Source organism: Pseudomonas sp. HC1(2025) (assembly GCF_058742075.1).
This window is the reverse complement of record NZ_CP196017.1, coordinates 632,832-650,302: the sequence shown is the minus strand read 5'-3', so window position 1 is coordinate 650,302 and position 17,471 is coordinate 632,832. Positions and strand designations below refer to the sequence as shown.

General features: G+C 62.9%; 18 protein-coding genes. 13 read left to right on the top strand and 5 right to left on the bottom strand.

The genetic code is table 11. The annotated features are described in order from the left end of the window. Positions 1-82: 82 nt before the first annotated feature. The 11 genes from urtB to ACSSVH_RS02700 all read left to right on the top strand — a co-directional run bounded on the left by urtB (position 83) and on the right by ACSSVH_RS02700 (position 10,071). On the top strand, positions 83-1,585 hold the full coding sequence (urtB, locus tag ACSSVH_RS02750) for an urea ABC transporter permease subunit UrtB (RefSeq protein WP_492634046.1): 1,503 nt from the start codon (positions 83-85) through the stop codon (positions 1,583-1,585). After that, positions 1,585-2,664, top strand: coding sequence for an urea ABC transporter permease subunit UrtC (gene urtC, locus ACSSVH_RS02745; protein ID WP_170058621.1), 1,080 nt, complete (start codon positions 1,585-1,587; stop codon positions 2,662-2,664). Before urtB ends, urtC begins: the two co-directional genes overlap by 1 nt. Further along, entirely contained in the window at positions 2,661-3,521 is an 861-nt protein-coding gene (urtD, locus tag ACSSVH_RS02740; RefSeq protein WP_463671612.1) for an urea ABC transporter ATP-binding protein UrtD, read from the top strand. The genes urtC and urtD overlap by 4 nt, the downstream gene beginning before the upstream one ends. 115 nt (positions 3,522-3,636) lie before the next feature. After that, complete coding sequence (gene urtE, locus ACSSVH_RS02735) at positions 3,637-4,335, top strand: urea ABC transporter ATP-binding subunit UrtE (RefSeq protein WP_170042502.1); 699 nt, start codon at positions 3,637-3,639, stop codon at positions 4,333-4,335. 30 nt (positions 4,336-4,365) lie between these two features. After that, complete coding sequence (locus ACSSVH_RS02730; RefSeq protein ID WP_492634045.1) at positions 4,366-5,205, top strand: urease accessory protein UreD; 840 nt, start codon at positions 4,366-4,368, stop codon at positions 5,203-5,205. Between the two features lie 144 nt (positions 5,206-5,349). Beyond that, on the top strand, positions 5,350-5,652 hold the full coding sequence (locus ACSSVH_RS02725; RefSeq protein ID WP_032862374.1) for an urease subunit gamma: 303 nt from the start codon (positions 5,350-5,352) through the stop codon (positions 5,650-5,652). 9 nt (positions 5,653-5,661) lie between these two features. Then, entirely contained in the window at positions 5,662-6,192 is a 531-nt protein-coding gene (locus ACSSVH_RS02720; protein ID WP_172312608.1) for a GNAT family N-acetyltransferase, read from the top strand. Positions 6,193-6,197: 5 nt separating this feature from the next. Then, on the top strand, positions 6,198-6,731 hold the full coding sequence (locus ACSSVH_RS02715; RefSeq protein ID WP_492634044.1) for a GNAT family N-acetyltransferase: 534 nt from the start codon (positions 6,198-6,200) through the stop codon (positions 6,729-6,731). After that, on the top strand, positions 6,728-7,033 hold the full coding sequence (locus tag ACSSVH_RS02710; protein ID WP_169952112.1) for an urease subunit beta: 306 nt from the start codon (positions 6,728-6,730) through the stop codon (positions 7,031-7,033). The genes ACSSVH_RS02715 and ACSSVH_RS02710 overlap by 4 nt, the downstream gene beginning before the upstream one ends. A gap of 113 nt (positions 7,034-7,146) precedes the next feature. After that, positions 7,147-8,847: an urease subunit alpha gene (ureC, locus tag ACSSVH_RS02705; RefSeq protein ID WP_492634043.1), complete on the top strand. Its 1,701-nt coding sequence runs from the start codon at positions 7,147-7,149 to the stop codon at positions 8,845-8,847. 99 nt (positions 8,848-8,946) lie between these two features. Further along, positions 8,947-10,071, top strand: a complete 1,125-nt coding sequence (locus tag ACSSVH_RS02700) for a sensor histidine kinase (RefSeq protein WP_492634042.1) — start codon at positions 8,947-8,949, stop codon at positions 10,069-10,071. Between the two features lie 454 nt (positions 10,072-10,525). Here the strand turns inward: ACSSVH_RS02700 and ACSSVH_RS02695 are convergent, their stop codons facing one another. Then, positions 10,526-11,470, bottom strand: a complete 945-nt coding sequence (locus ACSSVH_RS02695) for a DnaJ C-terminal domain-containing protein (RefSeq protein WP_492634041.1) — start codon at positions 11,468-11,470, stop codon at positions 10,526-10,528. Positions 11,471-11,742: 272 nt separating this feature from the next. On the opposite strand from ACSSVH_RS02695, the gene ACSSVH_RS02690 reads away from it, so the two are divergent. Beyond that, positions 11,743-13,011 carry an Hsp70 family protein gene (locus ACSSVH_RS02690; protein ID WP_169952120.1) on the top strand — a complete coding sequence of 423 codons (1,269 nt, stop codon included), beginning with the start codon at positions 11,743-11,745 and terminating at the stop codon, positions 13,009-13,011. Between the two features lie 137 nt (positions 13,012-13,148). Here ACSSVH_RS02690 and ACSSVH_RS02685 read toward each other — a convergent pair whose 3' ends face one another. The 3 genes from ACSSVH_RS02685 to ACSSVH_RS02675 all read right to left on the bottom strand — a co-directional run bounded on the left by ACSSVH_RS02685 (position 13,149) and on the right by ACSSVH_RS02675 (position 15,503). Continuing rightward, positions 13,149-14,162 (bottom strand): AI-2E family transporter, encoded by a 1,014-nt coding sequence (locus ACSSVH_RS02685; protein ID WP_169952122.1) that lies wholly within the window; start codon positions 14,160-14,162, stop codon positions 13,149-13,151. Between the two features lie 181 nt (positions 14,163-14,343). Continuing rightward, positions 14,344-14,643, bottom strand: coding sequence for a PsiF family protein (locus tag ACSSVH_RS02680; RefSeq protein ID WP_169952124.1), 300 nt, complete (start codon positions 14,641-14,643; stop codon positions 14,344-14,346). 71 nt (positions 14,644-14,714) lie between these two features. Beyond that, positions 14,715-15,503, bottom strand: coding sequence for an AraC family transcriptional regulator (locus ACSSVH_RS02675; protein ID WP_170058620.1), 789 nt, complete (start codon positions 15,501-15,503; stop codon positions 14,715-14,717). A gap of 97 nt (positions 15,504-15,600) precedes the next feature. Here ACSSVH_RS02675 and ACSSVH_RS02670 point away from each other — a divergent pair, with 97 nt between their 5' ends. Further along, positions 15,601-16,473, top strand: coding sequence for a DMT family transporter (locus ACSSVH_RS02670; RefSeq protein WP_169952128.1), 873 nt, complete (start codon positions 15,601-15,603; stop codon positions 16,471-16,473). Here ACSSVH_RS02670 and ACSSVH_RS02665 read toward each other — a convergent pair. Next, positions 16,470-17,360 carry an esterase/lipase family protein gene (locus tag ACSSVH_RS02665; RefSeq protein ID WP_492634040.1) on the bottom strand — a complete coding sequence of 297 codons (891 nt, stop codon included), beginning with the start codon at positions 17,358-17,360 and terminating at the stop codon, positions 16,470-16,472. The genes ACSSVH_RS02670 and ACSSVH_RS02665 overlap by 4 nt on opposite strands. Positions 17,361-17,471 lie beyond the last annotated feature (111 nt).

The following is a 17,471-nucleotide window of genomic DNA, read 5'->3' as shown; positions in this document are numbered from 1 at the left end:
TGACACACCGCAATCGCCGGCAAGCCGGCTCCTACAGGGGGTAGGTGTTCACCCCGTCCGCGCATGTTCAGGACAATTTGTTATGCCCACTGCCCTCCACCGCTTCCTCCTGGCCTGCCTGCTGTTGCTGCCCCTGGCCGCACACGCCGGCGATGCCGAAGATTTCCTCGCTGCCAACCCGAGCCAACAGGCCAAGCTGTTGCAGGACTGGGCCGCCCAGCCTGACCCTGCGCGTATCGAGTTGGTCAACGCCCTGCAACAAGGCCAACTCACGGTCAACGGCGAAACCAAGACCGTGCGCCTGAACAACCGCCTGCGCGGCCTGATCGACAACGTGCAAGCCAGCCAGCAACTGCTCGCCGCCGATCCCAAGGTGCGCCTGGCCGCCGCCCGAACCCTGCAAAAAAGCGCGCAACCGGCGCAGCTGAAATTCCTCGACCAGCAGCTCGCCAGCGAAACCCATGACCCGGTGCACAGCGCCCTGAGCCTGGCCCTGGCCAACCTGCAACTGGTCGACACCGACCCGGCCGTGCGCCTGGCTGCCGTGCGCCTGCTCGGCAGCACCGGCGACCCGCTGGCCCGCACGCGCCTGGAGGCCCTGCTGGCGCCCGGCGTGGAAGCCGACGCCGCAGTACACACCGCGGCCGAAACCAGCCTGGCCCAGGTCAAGCGCAAGCTGCTGGTGGGCGAGATCCTCGGGCAAGCCTTCAGCGGTATGTCCCTGGGCTCGATCCTGTTGCTGGCGGCCCTGGGCCTGGCGATCACCTTCGGCCTGCTCGGGGTGATCAACATGGCGCACGGCGAGATGCTGATGCTCGGTGCCTACTCCACCTATGTGGTGCAGTTGCTGATGCAGCGCTATGTGCCCCAGGCCATCGAGTTCTACCCGCTGATCGCGCTGCCGGTGGCGTTTTTTGTCACCGCCGGCATCGGCATGGCCCTGGAGCGCACGGTGATCCGTCACCTCTACGGCCGCCCACTGGAAACCCTGCTGGCCACCTGGGGCATCAGCCTGATGCTGATCCAACTGGTACGCCTGCTGTTCGGCGCACAGAACGTCGAAGTGGCCAACCCGGCCTGGCTGTCGGGCGGGATCCAGGTACTGCCCAACCTGGTGTTGCCATACAACCGCATCGTCATCATCGGCTTTGCCCTGTGCGTGGTGGTGCTGACCTGGCTGCTGCTGAACAAGACCCGCCTGGGCCTCAACGTGCGCGCCGTCACCCAGAACCGCAACATGGCCGCCTGCTGCGGCGTGCCCACCGGGCGTGTGGACATGCTCGCCTTTGGCCTCGGCTCGGGCATCGCCGGCTTAGGCGGCGTAGCCCTGAGCCAGATCGGCAACGTCGGCCCGGACCTGGGCCAGAGTTACATCATCGACTCGTTCCTGGTGGTGGTGCTCGGTGGCGTCGGCCAACTGGCCGGCAGCGTCATGGCCGCCTTTGGCCTGGGCATCGCCAACAAAATTCTTGAACCGCAGATCGGTGCCGTACTCGGCAAGATCCTGATCCTCGCGCTGATCATTCTGTTTATCCAGAAACGCCCGCAAGGACTCTTCGCACTGAAAGGACGGGTGATCGACTGATGAACCAGCCATTGATGCTCACGGCCGCGCAAAAGGCCGGCCCCAAGGTGACGATTGCAGTGGGCGCGGTGATCCTCGCCGTGCTGCTGGCGTTGCCGCTGCTGTCGCTGCTGCCGGCCGATAACGCATTGCATGTCTCGGCCTACACCCTGACGCTGGTGGGCAAGATCCTCTGCTACGCCATCGTCGCCCTGGCCCTGGACCTGGTGTGGGGCTACGCCGGCATGCTGTCCCTGGGCCACGGCCTGTTCTTTGCCCTTGGCGGCTACGCCATGGGCATGTACCTGATGCGCCAGGCCGCCGGCAGCGAGTTGCCGGCGTTCATGACCTTCCTGTCGTGGACCGAACTGCCGTGGTATTGGCTCGGCACCCAGCACTTCCTCTGGGCCCTGTGCCTGGTGGTGTTGGCGCCGGGTTTGCTGGCGCTGGTGTTCGGCTTCTTTGCCTTCCGCTCACGGATCAAGGGCGTGTATTTCTCGATCATGACCCAGGCCCTGACCTTTGCCGGGATGCTCTTGTTTTTCCGCAACGAGACCGGCTTTGGCGGCAATAACGGCTTTACCAACTTCCGTAGCATCCTGGGGTTTGGCATCACCGAGCCGGGCACCCGCGCGGTGCTGTTCCTGGCCACGGTGCTGCTGTTGGTGGGCAGCCTGTTTATCGGCTGGCGCCTGGCCCGGAGCAAGTTCGGCCGGGTGCTGACGGCCCTGCGCGACGCGGAGAACCGCCTGATGTTCTGCGGCTACGACCCGCGCGGTTTCAAGCTGTTTGTGTGGGTGTTGAGCGCGGTGCTGTGCGGCCTGGCCGGTGCGTTGTACGTGCCGCAGGTGGGCATCATCAACCCCAGCGAAATGTCGCCGACCAACTCCATCGAGGCCGCCGTGTGGGTGGCCCTGGGCGGGCGCGGCACCCTGATCGGCCCGCTGCTGGGTGCCGGCGTGGTCAACGGCATGAAGAGCTGGTTCACCGTGGCCTTCCCGGAGTACTGGCTGTTCTTCCTGGGAGCGCTGTTCATCATCGTCACGCTGTACCTGCCCAAGGGCATCATCGGCCTGCTGAAGAAAAGGGGCGAACAATGAGAGTCACGGCAACCGACCAGTTCATGCTCGAACCGATCATCGAACCGAACCGCGACCAGGGCACCAGCCGCGACGCCATCGGCCTCGGCCAGGCCGCCGGCAAGGGCCTCAATACCCGCCACGGCACGATCCTGACCCTGGAAGACATCAGCGTCAGCTTCGATGGCTTCAAGGCCCTCAACGACCTCAACCTGTATATCGGCGTCGGCGAGCTGCGCTGCATCATCGGCCCCAACGGCGCGGGCAAGACCACCCTGATGGACGTGATCACCGGCAAGACCCGCCCCAGCCACGGCAAGGCCTGGTTCGGCGAAACCCTGGACCTGACGCGCATGAGCGAAGTGCAGATCGCCCAGGCCGGCATTGGCCGCAAGTTCCAGAAACCCACGGTGTTCGAGGCCCTGAGCGTGTTCGAGAACCTGGAGCTGGCGCAGAAGACCGACAAGTCCGTGTGGGCCAGCCTGCGGGCGCGCCTGAGCGGTGAACAGAAGGACCGCATCGATGAAGTGCTCGACACCATTCGCCTGACGACTTCGGTACAGCGCCCGGCGGGTTTACTGTCCCACGGCCAGAAGCAGTTTTTGGAAATCGGCATGCTGCTGATGCAAGACCCACAACTGTTGCTACTCGATGAACCGGTGGCCGGCATGACCGACGCCGAGACCGAGTTCACCGCCGAGTTGTTCAAGCGCCTGGCGGGCAAGCATTCGCTGATGGTGGTGGAGCACGACATGGGCTTTGTCGGCGCGATTGCCGACCATGTGACGGTGCTGCACCAGGGCAGCGTGCTGGCCGAAGGGTCGCTGGCACAGGTGCAGGAAAATGAGCGGGTGATCGAGGTGTACCTCGGTCGCTAAGCCTGATGCAATCCGCTTTATGTAGGAGCTGGCTGGCCAGCGATAGCCAGGGTGACTGACACAGCGCCATCGCAGGCAAGCCAGCTCCCACAGGGGAATTGAGGAGATTTTGAACATGCTGCAAGTCGACAAATTGCACCAGTACTACGGCGGCAGCCACATCCTGCGCGGCCTTTCGTTCGACGTGAAAGTCGGCGAAGTCACCTGCCTGCTCGGCCGTAACGGCGTGGGCAAGACCACCCTGCTCAAATGCCTGATGGGCCTGCTGCCCGCCAAGGAAGGCGCGGTGAACTGGGAAGGCAAGGCCATCACCGGGTTCAAGCCGCACCAGCGCGTGCACGCCGGTATCGCCTATGTGCCCCAGGGCCGCGAGATTTTCGGCCGGCTGACCGTGGAAGAAAATCTGTTGATGGGCCTGTCGCGCTTTCCGGGCTCTGAAGCCAAGGAAGTCCCCGCGTTTATCTACGAACTGTTCCCGGTGTTGCTGCAAATGAAGCATCGGCGCGGCGGCGACTTGTCCGGTGGTCAACAACAGCAGTTGGCGATTGGCCGTGCGCTGGCCAGCCGTCCGCGCCTGTTGATCCTCGATGAGCCCACCGAAGGCATCCAGCCCTCGGTGATCAAGGAGATCGGCGCGGTGATCAAGAAGCTCGCAGAACGCGGCGACATGGCGATTTTGCTGGTGGAGCAGTTCTACGACTTCGCCGCCGAACTGGCCGATCAATACCTGGTGATGTCGCGGGGGGAAATCGTCCAGCAGGGCCGCGGAGAAAATATGGAGGCCGAGGGTGTACGCGGCCTGGTTACCATCTAATCTGTAGCGTCTCGTTGATAAGCCCTGACCATGACCGTTCCTGCCCCCCCCGCTCTGTTCACCCCCAGTTGGCACGCCGCGCTGGAGTTGGGTTATGCACGCTTTGGCGCCAGCACGCGCCCGGTGCTGCGCCGCCACCTGGGCCCGCTGCGGGTGCAAAAGCACCTGTATGCCGAAGGCCCCGAGGTGTGCCAGCACATCATCGTGCACCCGCCGGGCGGGATTGCCGGGGGCGATCGCCTGGAGATCACCGCCCACCTGGCTGAGGGCGCGTGGGCGCAACTGACCAGCCCCGGCGCCGCCAAGTGGTACCGTGCCAGCGGGCCGGCCTACCAGCAGGTGGCCTTGACGGTCGAGGCCGGCGCCACCCTGGAGTGGCTGCCCCAGGAAACCATCGTGTTCAGTGCGGCCCAGGCCGAACTCAGCACCCGCATCGACCTGCACGGCGACGCCCGGCTGCTGTACTGGGACGTGGTGGCGCTGGGGCGCCCGGCCAGCGGCGAACGTTTCGACCGTGGGCACTTCCAGTCGCACCTGGATATCCGTCGCGACGGCCAGTTGCTCTGGCATGAACGCCAACGCATCGTAGGCGACGACGGCCTGCTCGACTCGCCGATTGGCCTGGATGGGCAGCCGGTGTTCGCCACGTTGCTGGTGAGCGGGGAAATCGATACCGAACTGCTTGAACAATGCCGAGCGCTGCCCCATGCAGTGCGTGGCGACCTGACCCAACTGCCGGGTTTGCTGGTGGCGCGCTGCCTGGCCAGCGAGACGTTACTGGCGCGGGCCTGGTTGATTGATCTGTGGCGGCTGTTGCGCCCGGCATTGCTGGGGCGTGAGGCCATACCACCAAGAATTTGGAACACATGAGATCAAAATGTGGGAGCGGGCTTGCTCGCGAATGCGGTGCATCAGTCAACATATCCATTACTGACCCACCGCATTCGCGAGCAAGCCCGCTCCCACATTGGACCTGTGTTGTTAATAATTGTTTTTCAAAACGGACTGCTGACCATGGACCTGACCCCAAGGGAAAAAGACAAGCTGCTGATCTTCACCGCAGGCCTGGTGGCCGAGCGCCGCCTGGCGCGTGGGGTGAAGCTCAATTACCCGGAAACCATCGCCTACATCTCCGCGGCCCTGCTCGAAGGCGCGCGCGACGGGCGCACCGTGGCCGACCTGATGCACTTTGGCACCACCCTGCTCAGCCGCGAGCAAGTGATGGAAGGCATCCCGGAGATGATCCCGGATATCCAGGTCGAAGCCACCTTCCCCGACGGCACCAAACTGGTGACCGTCCACCAACCCATCGCCTGAGGCCCGGCCATGTCCTTGCTGATTCGTGACGCGGTGCACGGCGATCTGCCGGCGATCCGCGATATCTACAACGATGCCGTGCTCAACACCACGGCCATCTGGAACGATCAACCAGTGGACCTGGGCAATCGCCAGGCCTGGTTCAGCGCACGCCAGGCGCAGTTTTATCCGATCCTGGTGGCGGTGGAGGCCGAGCAGGTGCTCGGCTATGCCTCGTTCGGCGACTGGCGGCCCTTCGACGGCTTTCGCCACACCGTCGAGCATTCGGTGTACGTGCGCAACGACCAACGCGGCAAAGGCCTGGGCCCGCTGCTGATGCAGGCCCTGATCGAACGCGCCCGGGCGTGCGACAAACACGTGATGGTTGCCGCCATCGAAAGCGGCAACCAGGCCTCGATCCGCCTGCACGAACGCCTGGGCTTTGGCATCACCGGGCAGATGGCCCAGGTGGGCACCAAGTTTGGCCGCTGGCTGGACCTGACCTTTATGCAACTGCTGCTCAGCCCCGGCGCCCAGCCGCCCGCGGTCCACAAGGAGTAACACCGATGAATGCTGCCCAACTGCGTCGAGTCAATGCTGAAAGTTTTGCCCATTACCGCCTGGGTTTGATTGAGCTGTTGCTGGACGCGGTGAAGCATGGCGCTTCGGTGGGTTTCATGGCCGATTTCGATGATGCCCAGGCCTGCACCTATTTAAGCGGTGTGCAGGCGAGTATCGAAGAGGGCAGCCTGCTGCTCTGGGTAGTGGTGCGCGACGAGCAAGTGATCGCCAGTGTGCAATTGGCGTTGTGCCTCAAAGCCAACGGCCTCAACCGCGCCGAAGTGCAAAAACTGCTGGTGCACAGCAGCGCCCGCCGCCATGGCCTGGGCCAGCAACTGATGAGCGCTCTGGAACTCGCCGCGCGCCAGCACAAGCGCGGCCTGCTGTACCTGGACACCGAGGCCGGCTCCGGTGCCGAAGCCTTCTACCAGGCGCTGCGCTACACAAAAATCGGCGAGTTGCCGGATTACTGCCAAAGCCCGGACGGGCACTACAGCCCGACCGCCATCTACTTCAAGACCCTGGGGCAACCTGCATGATTCCTGGTGAATATCAGATCCAGCCTGGTGCAATCGAACTCAACGTGGGCCGCCGCACGGTCACCCTGAACGTGGCCAACAGCGGCGACCGTCCGATCCAGGTGGGTTCCCATTACCATTTTTTCGAGACCAATGACGCGCTGACCTTTGACCGCGCCCTCAGCCGCGGCATGCGCCTGAACATCCCGGCGGGCACGGCGGTGCGCTTTGAACCGGGGCAGAGTCGCGAGGTGGAGTTAGTGGAGCTGGCAGGGTTGCGCCGGGTGTTCGGGTTTGCCGGGAAGATCATGGGTGATCTTTAGGGCCTCATCGCAGGCAAGCCAGCTCCCACATGGGAATGCATTTCAAATGTAGGAGCTGGCTTGCCGGCGATAGCGGTTTCACATTCAACACATATTTTCCAGGGTTCACACACATGAAAATCAGCCGCCAAGCCTACGCCGACATGTACGGCCCCACCGTCGGTGACAAGGTTCGCCTCGCCGACACCGAACTGTTCATCGAAGTGGAGCAGGACTTCACGGTTTATGGCGAAGAAGTGAAGTTCGGCGGCGGCAAAGTCATCCGCGATGGCCAGGGCCAAAGCCAACTGCTCGCCCGTGAAGTGGTGGATACGCTGATCACCAACGCGCTGATCATCGACCACTGGGGCATCGTCAAGGCCGACGTTGGCTTGAAGAATGGCCGCATCCACGCCATTGGCAAGGCCGGTAACCCGGACATCCAGCCCGGCGTGACCATGGCCATCGGCGCCAGCACCGAAGTGATCGCCGGTGAAGGCATGATCCTCACCGCCGGCGGCATCGACTCACATGTGCATTTCATCTGCCCGCAGCAGATCGAAGAGGCGCTGACCAGCGGCGTCACCACCATGATCGGCGGCGGCACCGGCCCGGCCACCGGCACCAATGCCACCACCTGTACTTCAGGCCCGTGGCACCTGGCGCGCATGCTGCAAGCCAGCGACTCATTCCCGATGAACATCGGCTTTACCGGCAAGGGCAATGCCAGCCTGCCCGAGCCGCTGATCGAGCAGGTCAAGGCCGGCGCCATCGGTTTGAAGCTGCACGAAGACTGGGGCACCACGCCCGCCAGCATCGACAACTGCCTGAGCGTGGCCGATGAGTACGATGTGCAGGTGGCGATCCACAGCGACACGCTCAACGAGTCGGGCTTCGTCGAAACCACCCTCGCCGCGCTCAAGGGGCGCACCATCCACACCTATCACACCGAGGGTGCCGGTGGCGGCCACGCGCCGGACATCATCAAGGCCTGCGGTTTCCCTAACGTGCTGCCCAGCTCCACCAACCCGACGCGGCCGTTCACCCGCAACACCATCGACGAGCACTTGGACATGTTGATGGTCTGCCATCACCTGGACCCGAGCATTGCCGAAGACGTGGCGTTCGCCGAAAGCCGCATCCGCCGCGAAACCATCGCCGCCGAAGATATCCTGCACGACCTTGGCGCCTTCTCGATGATCAGCTCCGACAGCCAGGCCATGGGCCGCGTGGGCGAAGTGATCACACGCACCTGGCAAACCGCCGACAAGATGAAGAAACAACGCGGGCCACTGCCTGGCGACGGCGCGGGCAACGACAACTTCCGCGCCAAGCGCTACATCGCCAAGTACACCATCAACCCGGCGATCACCCACGGCATCAGCCACGAAGTGGGCTCCATCGAAGTCGGCAAATGGGCCGACCTGGTGTTGTGGCGCCCGGCGTTCTTCGGCATCAAGCCCACCCTGATCCTCAAGGGCGGGGCGATTGCGTCCAGCCTGATGGGCGATGCCAATGCGTCAATCCCCACCCCGCAGCCGGTGCACTACCGCCCGATGTTCGCCAGCTTCGGCAGCTCGCTGCACGCCACCAGCCTGACGTTTATCAGCCAGGCGGCGCTGGCAGAGGGCCTGCCGCAGGCCTTGGGCCTGAAGAAGCAGATCGCGGTGGTCAAGGGTTGCCGCCAGGTGCAAAAGAGCGACTTGATCCACAACGACTACCTGCCAGACATCGAGGTCGATCCGCAGACCTACCAGGTCAAGGCCGATGGCGAGCTGTTGTGGTGCGAGCCGGCGGACGTGCTGCCGATGGCCCAGCGTTACTTCCTGTTCTGACCGTTCATCGGCAGGCACCTGCTGTGCCAGTGAAGCCGGGAGACGTTGGCGCTACGATGCCCGACGTTTGTTCACTGTCTTGCACTTGGGAACCTGGCTATGCGCCTATCCGAATTCATCGTGTTGCATGCCGACCGAATCGTCGATGAATGGGAACAGTTTGCCGAAACCCTGACCCCGGCCGCCGAAACCCTGAACCGCGCGCAACTGCGCGACCACGCCCGTTCGATCCTGCTGGCCGCCGCGCGGGACATGAACACCCGCCAAAGCGCCAGCGAACAGGCGGCCAAGGCCAAGGGCGAAGGCCCGGAAAAGACCCCGAGCCTGGACGAAGCGGCCGCCAGCCATGGCGAACTGCGCCATACCGTGGGTTTTGACCTGGTGCAGATGACCTCCGAGTTCCGCCACCTGCGCGCCTGTGTGATTCGCCTGTGGGTCAATAGCCTGGAATCGCCGGACCTGGGCTATTTCCAGGACATGATCCGCTTCAACGAAGCCATCGACGAAGCCCTGGCCGAATCCACGGCGGCCTACGCCGAGCAGGTCAATCGCTCGCGGGATATTTTCCTCGCCATCCTCGGCCACGACCTGCGCGCGCCCTTGCAGGCGGTGAAGATGTCCACCGAGATGTTGTTGCGCAAAGCTGCGTTGGACAGCAACGGTTTGAGCCTGCTGGGCAATATCCAAAATGGTGCGCGGCACATGGAGGCGATGGTCAGCGACCTGTTGGAGTTTGTTCGCAGCCGACTGGGCAGCAGCCTGCCTATCGAGCCCAAGCCGATGAACCTGGCCGATGCTGCCAAAGAGGCCATCAATGAAGCGTGCGCAGGCCGCCCGGACTGCCGGGTTCACCTGCACATCGACGGGGAAACCCAAGGGTTGTGGGATCGCGGGCGCATTGATCAACTGTTGCAGAACCTGATCGGCAATGCATTGCAGCACGGCCTCAACAGCCAGGCGGTGACCCTGAGCCTGGACGGCACGCCCGACAGCGTGGAACTGCGCATGCACAACTACGGCCAGCCGATTCCCCAGGCGGCGCTGGGCACCGTGTTCGACCCGCTGGTACGCAGCGCCAACGAAGAGCTGGGCAGCAACTCGACCAGCCTCGGGCTGGGCTTGTTTATCGTCAAGGAAGTGGTGCAGGCCCATGGGGGCACGATTGAAGTGACGTCCAGCGAGGCGGCGGGCACCACGTTTACCGTAGTGCTGCCACGCCAGTAGACACCACCGCTCCCTTGTAGGAGCTGTCGAGCTTTAGCGAGGCGGCGATGGCGGTGGGTCAGGCAGCATCCATGCTGGCAATAACGCCGCCATCGCAGCCTCGCCGGGGCTCGACAGCTCCTACATTTCATTTGCGATGTGGCGCAAATCTATGCCCGCCAACGATCCTCGGTAGGAGCTGTCGAGCTTTAGCGAGGCAACGATGGCGGTGGGTCAGGCAGAATCAATGCTGGCAGTGCCGCCGCCATCGCAGCCTCGCCGGGGCTCGACAGCTCCTACATTTCATTTGCGATGTGGCGAAAATTTTTGCCCGGCAACGATCCCTTGTAGGAGCTGTCGAGCTTTAGCGAGGCGGCGATGGCGGTGGGTCAGGCAGCATCAATACTGGTAATGCCGCCGCCATCGCTGGCAAGCCAGCTCCTACAGGGTTTTGCTGATTTCCCACACAGGGTGGTTAGCGGCCCCAGGTTTCCCGTGGATCAAAATTGGCCTTTTGCGCCAGTTCCTGCCACAGCGCCTTGACCTCATCGTCACTGCTTTTGGGCATCACGGCCTTGAGCTGCACAAACAGGTACCCGCGCTGCCCGGCCTTGTTCAGCAAGCCATGGCCCTTGGCCCGCATGCGCTGGCCGTTCTGGCTGCCGGCCGGGACCTTGAGGTTGATCTTGCCGGTCAGGGTCGGCACTGCGACTTCCGCGCCCAGAGCCAATTCCCACGGTGCCAGCGGCAAGGTAATCACCAGGTTTTCACCTTCGACCTCGAACTTCGGGTGCGGCGCAAAGCGGATGATCAGGTACAAGTCGCCATTGGCGCCGCCACCGATCCCCGGAGCACCCTGGCCCTTGAGGCGAATGCGCTCGCCATCGGCCACACCGGCCGGAATCTTCACGTTCAGGCTCTTGGTAGTGTTGCTGGCGTGCTGGCCCGCCGCATTGTATTGCGGCACCTGGAAGCTGATTGCCTTGGGCTCGGTGGACAGGGTCTCCTCCAGGAACACCGGCAACTCCATCTCCACATCCTGGCCGCGCCGCCCGGGGCTGCGCCCCTGGGCGCCGCCAAAGCCGTTGCCACGCGAGCCGAAGATCGAGCTGAAGAAGTCCGAAAACTCGCCCGTATCCTGGCCACCGCCAAACCCGCCACGGCTCTGCCAGCCAGGCGGCCCCTGGAAGGGTTGACCATGCTGGCCATAGCGGCGCAATTCATCGTACTCGGCGCGCTTGTCGGCACTTTTCAGCGCTTCATAGGCTTCCGAGGCGTCCTTGAACTTCTCTTCCGCGTCCTTTTCCTTGCTGACGTCGGGATGATACTTACGGGCCAGCTTGCGATAAGCGGCCTTGATCTGCTTGTCATCGGCCGTCGGCTCGACACCAAGAATCTTGTAATAGTCTTTGAAATCCATGGGGGCATCACCATCCGTTATCGAGATCGCACAGTCGGGCCCTGCCTGCCTGGGCATTGCGGGGCGATTCGAGGTGCGTCAGAAAAATATCGGCGGCTTGCAGGACAAACTTGATCCTTTCGACAGCCACCAACCGTATGCACAGGAGTTGGGGGCAAGGAGCCGACCTTTCAAGGTAACAAGTCTGCTGTATTTAGCGGATAGTCGGCCTACGCATCTGCACGCGAGTGACATACACTGCGCGGCCGTTTTTTAACCGGAACCTGTTAGACATGAACAACACCTCTCCAGCCCGTGCCTGCGGCATCGACTTCGGCACGTCCAACTCCACTGTCGGCTGGATCCGTCCCGGCATGGAAACGCTTATCGCGCTGGAGGACGACAAGATCACCCTGCCGTCGGTGGTGTTCTTCAACTTCGAAGAACGCCGCCCGGTGTACGGCCGCCTGGCGCTGCACGAGTACCTGGAAGGCTACGAAGGCCGCCTGATGCGTTCGCTCAAGAGCCTGTTGGGCTCCAAGCTGATCAAGCACGACACCAGCGTGCTGGGCACGGCCATGCCGTTCAAGGACCTGCTGGGCCTGTTTATCGGCCAGCTCAAGAACCGCGCCGAAGCCACTGCCGGCCGTGAGTTCGAAGAGGTGGTATTGGGCCGCCCGGTATTTTTCGTCGACGACGACCCGATGGCCGACAAAGAGGCCGAAGACACCCTGGTGGACGTGGCCCGCAAGCTCGGCTTCAAGGAAGTCTCGTTCCAGTACGAGCCGATCGCCGCAGCCTTCGACTACGAATCCACCATTGAACAAGAAGAGTTGGTCCTGATTGTCGACATCGGCGGCGGTACCTCCGACTTCTCCCTGGTGCGCCTGTCGCCCGAGCGGCGCAAGCACGACAACCGCCACGACGACATCCTCGCCACCGGCGGCGTGCATATCGGCGGTACCGACTTCGACAAACAGCTCTCGCTGGCCGGCATGATGCCGCTGTTCGGCTACGGCAGCCGCATGAAAAGCGGGGCCTACATGCCCACCAGCCACCATATGAACCTGGCCACCTGGCACACCATCAACTCGGTGTACTCGCAAAAATCCCAGCTGGCCCTGGGCAGCATGCGCTACGACATCGAAGACACCGGCGGCATCGACCGCCTGTTCAAGCTGATCGAGCAGCGCGCCGGCCACTGGCTGGCGATGGAAGTGGAAGAAACCAAGATCCACCTCACCCACGACGACAGCCGCCACGTGCCGCTGGACCGGGTAGAACCGGGCCTGAGCGTGGAACTGAGCCGCGCCCTGTTCGAATCGTCCATCGACAACCTGCTGGAACGGGTGCGCAACAGCGTGACCCAACTGCTCGACGACGCCTCGGTGGACGTGGCCCAGGTCGACACGGTGTTCTTCACCGGCGGCTCCAGCGGCATCCCGGCCCTGCGCCACAGCATTTCGGCGATGCTGCCCAATGCCCGGCACGTGGAAGGCAACATCTTCGGCAGCATTGGCAGTGGGTTGGCGATCGAGGCAAGCAAGCGTTACGGCTACTGAGTATTAGCTGAAACCGCGGCGCGCCCTTTCGCGAGCAAGCCCGCCCCCACATTTGGACCGCATTCCCAAGGCGGAACCCGGTCGAAATGTGGGAGCAGGCTTGCCCGCGATAAGGCCAGCCTAGACGCCCTCAATCTTCAGACCATCCCACCCAGCTTCAACTCACTCTTCAAATACGCATAATAAATCGGCCCTGCCACCACCCCAGGCAGGCCGAATGCGGCTTCAAACACCAGCATCGCCAACAACAACTCCCACGACTTGGCGCTGATCTGCCCGCCGACGATGCGGGCATTGAGGAAGTACTCGACCTTGTGGATCACGATCAGGTAGCCCAGCGCCGCCACCGCCACCCAGATCGACATCGACAACGCGACGATGGTGATCAGGGTGTTGGACATCAGGTTGCCGATCACCGGCAGCAGGCCCAGCAGGAAGGTGAGGACGATCAGGGTCTTGGTCAGCGGCAGGTGGATCCCCGCCAGCGGCAGCACCACCGCAAGGAAGATCCCGGTGAAGATGGTGTTGAGCGCAGCGATTTTGATTTGCGCAAAGACAATGTTGCGAAAAGCCTGGACCAGCAGGTGCAGGCGGTCGAACAACGCGGCGGCCAGGGGTTTGCGCTTGGTCAGGTCCGGGACCCGTTGCAGGGCGATGATGGCGCCCAGGACCATGCCGATCAGCAGGGTCACGAACATATGCGCCGCGTCCTTGCCCACCAGCTGCAGTTCGCTCAGGTGCTTGCTCAGCCATTCACCGATAGCCACGCGAAACTCGGCGGCGCTGGCCGGCAGGTAGGCGTCGAGGAACGGCGGCAGCTGGCCGCGCGCGCGGTCGACCACGCCCATGAATTTATCGAGGGAAGCCCCGGGGTTTTCCGCTTCGTGCAGCAAAAAGCTGATGGCACCGGCAAAAATCAGGGTCAGCACGCTGACAATCACGGTGCCGAGCAATGCCACCGCCAGCCAGCGCGCGCGCCGGCCTTCGATCAAGCGTTGCAGTTGCGGGGTGAGCATGTTGACCAGTTCGAAGACCAACAGGCCAGCCAACAGGCTGGGCAGCAGTTTTAACGGGAGGACCAGCAGCAACCCGCCGAAAATGATGATGTAGCTGGCCAGCAACAACACATGACGCTGAGAAAACGTTGGCATACAGCCTCTAAACGAACGGCGTTAAAGGATGGGCAGTCTGCCAGCCTTGGGGCAATCAAGCGAGAAGTCTGATGGTTGTGAACACCATCAACTGTGGGAGCGGGCTTGCCCGCGATGGCGCTGGTTGGCTGACACACCGCAATCGCGGGCAAGCCCGCTCCCACAGGGGTATTTAAGCGGGTCAGCCTTTAAGGCAGGTGCTCATGAAGGTTTTACGCGCATCGCCGGCCAGCGCCTTGGTTTTTGCCGTCGCGTTGCAGTCCTTCATTTTTTGCTGCTGCGGGGTCAGGGTCTTGGCGTCATTGGCGGCCGGGGCCGAGAGGCAGGTTTTCATGAAGGCCTTGCGCTCGTCGCCCTTCAAGGTCTTGGTGGAGGCTTCGGCGTTGCAGGTGGTCATTTTGTTTTGCTGGGCAGTGGCCGCAAACCCTTGGGAACAGAGCAGCAGACCGATCATCAACAACGGAATACGCAACATCTTCATGGAGTTTTCTCCCTGTTACCACGCCGAGGGGCGCGGCCTCCCCTGCAGTGTAGACAAAGCCTGTTACACCTTCACCTGCTACGTAAGTTCGTTCGTCGATACTGCTCCGGCGTACAGCCGGCCTGGCGCTGGAACATCGCAATAAACGCCGAGGCGGTGCTGTAGCCCAGGTCAAAGGCCACTTCCTGCACGCTGCGCGTGTTTTCCAGCGCCTCGATGGCCGCCAGAAAGCGCAGGCGCTGGCGCCATTCGCCAAAGCTCATGCCCAGTTCGCGCACAAATTGCCGGGCCAGGGTGCGCTCGCTGACGTGTACCTGCTGCGCCCATAGCGCCAGCGCGCGGTTGTCCCCGGGATCAGCCTGCATGCCTTCAAGCACGCTGAGCAGGCCGGGGCTGCTGGCATACGGCAGGAAACAGTCATGCACCGGCGCCTGGCGCAGTTGGTCCACCAGCACCTGGGCCAGGCGCACGTCGGCTTCGTTGGCCGGGATATTCACGTCGCGCTCGGCAAAATCACTGAGGATGGCCTTGAGGATGTTGCTGATGGTCAGGGTGCAGGGCTGCGTGGGCAATTGCTCGCACAGGGACGGCGCCAGGTACACCGAGCGGTAGATAATCGCCTGGGCGTTGTAGGAACTGTGCTGGGTGTTGGGCGGGATCCACACCGCATATTGCGGCGGCGACATAAACCGGTTGCCGCCCACTTCAAAGCGCATCACGCCGCGGGCCGAGTAGTCCAGGGAGCCCCAGGCATGCTGGTGGCGGGAGGCGCGGCTGTCGGCGGCAAATTCCGAGTAGCGAAAGTACACCGGGGCCGGTAGCACGTCGAAATCGGGCAGGTTGATGTAGGTCTTCGGCATATTGTCTGGATACAGAGGCGGCTTGTCTGGATCGAAGTATAGGCTTCGATCCAGACAAAGGATAATCACCCCTCACTAACGTTCCTGGTTCCTTGCAATGCAATACGCTTATCCGCTGCTGGCCATCTTTATCTGGGCTGGTAATACCGTGGTCAACAAACTCGCCGTGGGCTCGATTTTCCCGGCCGAGATCGGTTTTTATCGCTGGCTGCTGGCCGCCATCCTGTTTACCCCGTTCATGCTCAAGCCAGTCATTGCCAACTGGGCGCTGATCCGCCCCAACCTGGGCAAGATCGCCGTGCTCGGCGTGCTCGGCATGGCGGTCTACCAGAGCCTGGCGTACTACGCCGCCAGCCTGACCAGCGCCACCAATATGGGGATCATCCTGTCGCTGATGCCATTGATGGCCCTGACTGCGGCGATTATCAGCCTCGGCCAGCGCCTGACCTTCGGCGCCCTGACCGGGGCGGTGCTGTCGTTTGCCGGGGTGGTGGTGGTGGTGTCGGCCGGCAGCCTCGGCGCGCTGCTGCAACACGGGGTTAACCTGGGCGACGCGATGATGCTGGTGGCCACCCTGGCCTATGCGATCTACAGCACCCTGCTGAAAAAATGGCAATTGCGTCTACCGCCCCTGGTGTTGCTGTATTTGCAGGTGCTGGTGGCGGTGGTGGTGCTGTTTCCGCTGTTCCTGGCCTCGGACAAGGTCGGCCTGGGCCCGTCGAATATTGGCCTGGTGGTGTACGCCTGCCTGCTGGCATCGATGATTGCGCCGCTTTCGTGGATGCATTCGGTCAAAAACCTGGGGCCGAGCCGGACCACGCTGTTTTTCAATTTGCTGCCGCTGATCACGGCGCTGATTGCAGCGGTGGTGCTCAAGGAGCAGTTGGCGCTGTATCACTTGGTGGGGGGGGTGTTGACCTTGGGCGGGGTGATTTTGTCGGAGCGCTGGACCACGCCGGTAAGGCGTTAAAGCCCGGCCGCCTTCAACCGCTGCGCATGCTCGACAAACAGGCGGATCGGCTCGGCGCCCTTGCCCACCAGGCCCAGTGACTGGTTGACGATATCGAAATGGTCCAGCGCATAGTCATCGCCAATCACCGTGCCCAGGTGTGAGCTGTAACGCCCGACCATGCCGTCGCACTGGCCTTTCTCCTTGACGAAGGTGCGCGCAAACAGCCGGCAACTGCGGTTGGTGCCGTCCAGCAGGTTGCGCCCGCGATCGGTCTTGCCCGGCTGCAAGGTGCCGGACCAGGAGTAATAACGCACTCCGCCCACTTCTTCGGCGCCCTGCCCGCCCCAGGTGTCTGGCAGGCCTTGGGGGTATTGACGATTGAACAGCGCCACACCCGCGCTGGTCAGCGATTGATGGGAGGCGTGGATATCCGCCGCAAAACGCGGGCCGCGATGGCCGGTTTCCAGAAGCCCCATCAGCACGCCCACCAGGCGCAGCAGCGCACTCATGATCCGGCCCTTGGCGCTGTCGGCCGGATAGTGGGTGTGCAGGTAGTCCGCCAATTCCGAACCGTGATTGGGCCCGGCCACCGAGGTCACCGAGGCCACCCATTCCGGGCGTTTTGCCGCCGCGTAACGGGCGGTGAGCGAACCCTGGCTATGGCCGATCAGGTTGACCTTGTCGGCACCGGTCTGGCGGCGAATCTGCTCGATCTGCACCAGCAACTGCTCGCCGCGCACCTCGCTGGAGTTGAGCGGCGCCACCTGCACCGCAAACACTTGCGCCCCGCCCGCACGCAAGGCCGGGACGATGCCGTACCAATACGGGTACAGCAGCAGCCGCACAAACCCGAGCATGCCCGGCACCAAAACCAGGGGATAACGTGTAGCCAATGTCTGCGGCATGGGGGCAAACGTCCTTCAAAGGGGCGATTGAGCTGATCCTAGACCAGCCCTGCGGCAATCGATATGACACCCGGCAACATCCGATAAAACTTTTTGCGCCGCGCAGCACTC

What these genes read in the sequence shown, in the direction of transcription:
- urtB (WP_492634046.1), top strand. Translation starts at nt 83, where the DNA reads ATGCCCACTGCCCTCCACCGCTTCCTCCTGGCCTGCCTGCTGTTGCTG.
- urtC (WP_170058621.1), top strand. Translation starts at nt 1,585, where the DNA reads ATGAACCAGCCATTGATGCTCACGGCCGCGCAAAAGGCCGGCCCCAAG.
- urtD (WP_463671612.1), top strand. Translation starts at nt 2,661, where the DNA reads ATGAGAGTCACGGCAACCGACCAGTTCATGCTCGAACCGATCATCGAA.
- urtE (WP_170042502.1), top strand. Translation starts at nt 3,637, where the DNA reads ATGCTGCAAGTCGACAAATTGCACCAGTACTACGGCGGCAGCCACATC.
- ACSSVH_RS02730 (WP_492634045.1), top strand. Translation starts at nt 4,366, where the DNA reads ATGACCGTTCCTGCCCCCCCCGCTCTGTTCACCCCCAGTTGGCACGCC.
- ACSSVH_RS02725 (WP_032862374.1), top strand. Translation starts at nt 5,350, where the DNA reads ATGGACCTGACCCCAAGGGAAAAAGACAAGCTGCTGATCTTCACCGCA.
- ACSSVH_RS02720 (WP_172312608.1), top strand. Translation starts at nt 5,662, where the DNA reads ATGTCCTTGCTGATTCGTGACGCGGTGCACGGCGATCTGCCGGCGATC.
- ACSSVH_RS02715 (WP_492634044.1), top strand. Translation starts at nt 6,198, where the DNA reads ATGAATGCTGCCCAACTGCGTCGAGTCAATGCTGAAAGTTTTGCCCAT.
- ACSSVH_RS02710 (WP_169952112.1), top strand. Translation starts at nt 6,728, where the DNA reads ATGATTCCTGGTGAATATCAGATCCAGCCTGGTGCAATCGAACTCAAC.
- ureC (WP_492634043.1), top strand. Translation starts at nt 7,147, where the DNA reads ATGAAAATCAGCCGCCAAGCCTACGCCGACATGTACGGCCCCACCGTC.
- ACSSVH_RS02700 (WP_492634042.1), top strand. Translation starts at nt 8,947, where the DNA reads ATGCGCCTATCCGAATTCATCGTGTTGCATGCCGACCGAATCGTCGAT.
- ACSSVH_RS02695 (WP_492634041.1), bottom strand. Translation starts at nt 11,470, where the DNA reads ATGGATTTCAAAGACTATTACAAGATTCTTGGTGTCGAGCCGACGGCC.
- ACSSVH_RS02690 (WP_169952120.1), top strand. Translation starts at nt 11,743, where the DNA reads ATGAACAACACCTCTCCAGCCCGTGCCTGCGGCATCGACTTCGGCACG.
- ACSSVH_RS02685 (WP_169952122.1), bottom strand. Translation starts at nt 14,162, where the DNA reads ATGCCAACGTTTTCTCAGCGTCATGTGTTGTTGCTGGCCAGCTACATC.
- ACSSVH_RS02680 (WP_169952124.1), bottom strand. Translation starts at nt 14,643, where the DNA reads ATGAAGATGTTGCGTATTCCGTTGTTGATGATCGGTCTGCTGCTCTGT.
- ACSSVH_RS02675 (WP_170058620.1), bottom strand. Translation starts at nt 15,503, where the DNA reads ATGCCGAAGACCTACATCAACCTGCCCGATTTCGACGTGCTACCGGCC.
- ACSSVH_RS02670 (WP_169952128.1), top strand. Translation starts at nt 15,601, where the DNA reads ATGCAATACGCTTATCCGCTGCTGGCCATCTTTATCTGGGCTGGTAAT.
- ACSSVH_RS02665 (WP_492634040.1), bottom strand. Translation starts at nt 17,360, where the DNA reads ATGCCGCAGACATTGGCTACACGTTATCCCCTGGTTTTGGTGCCGGGC.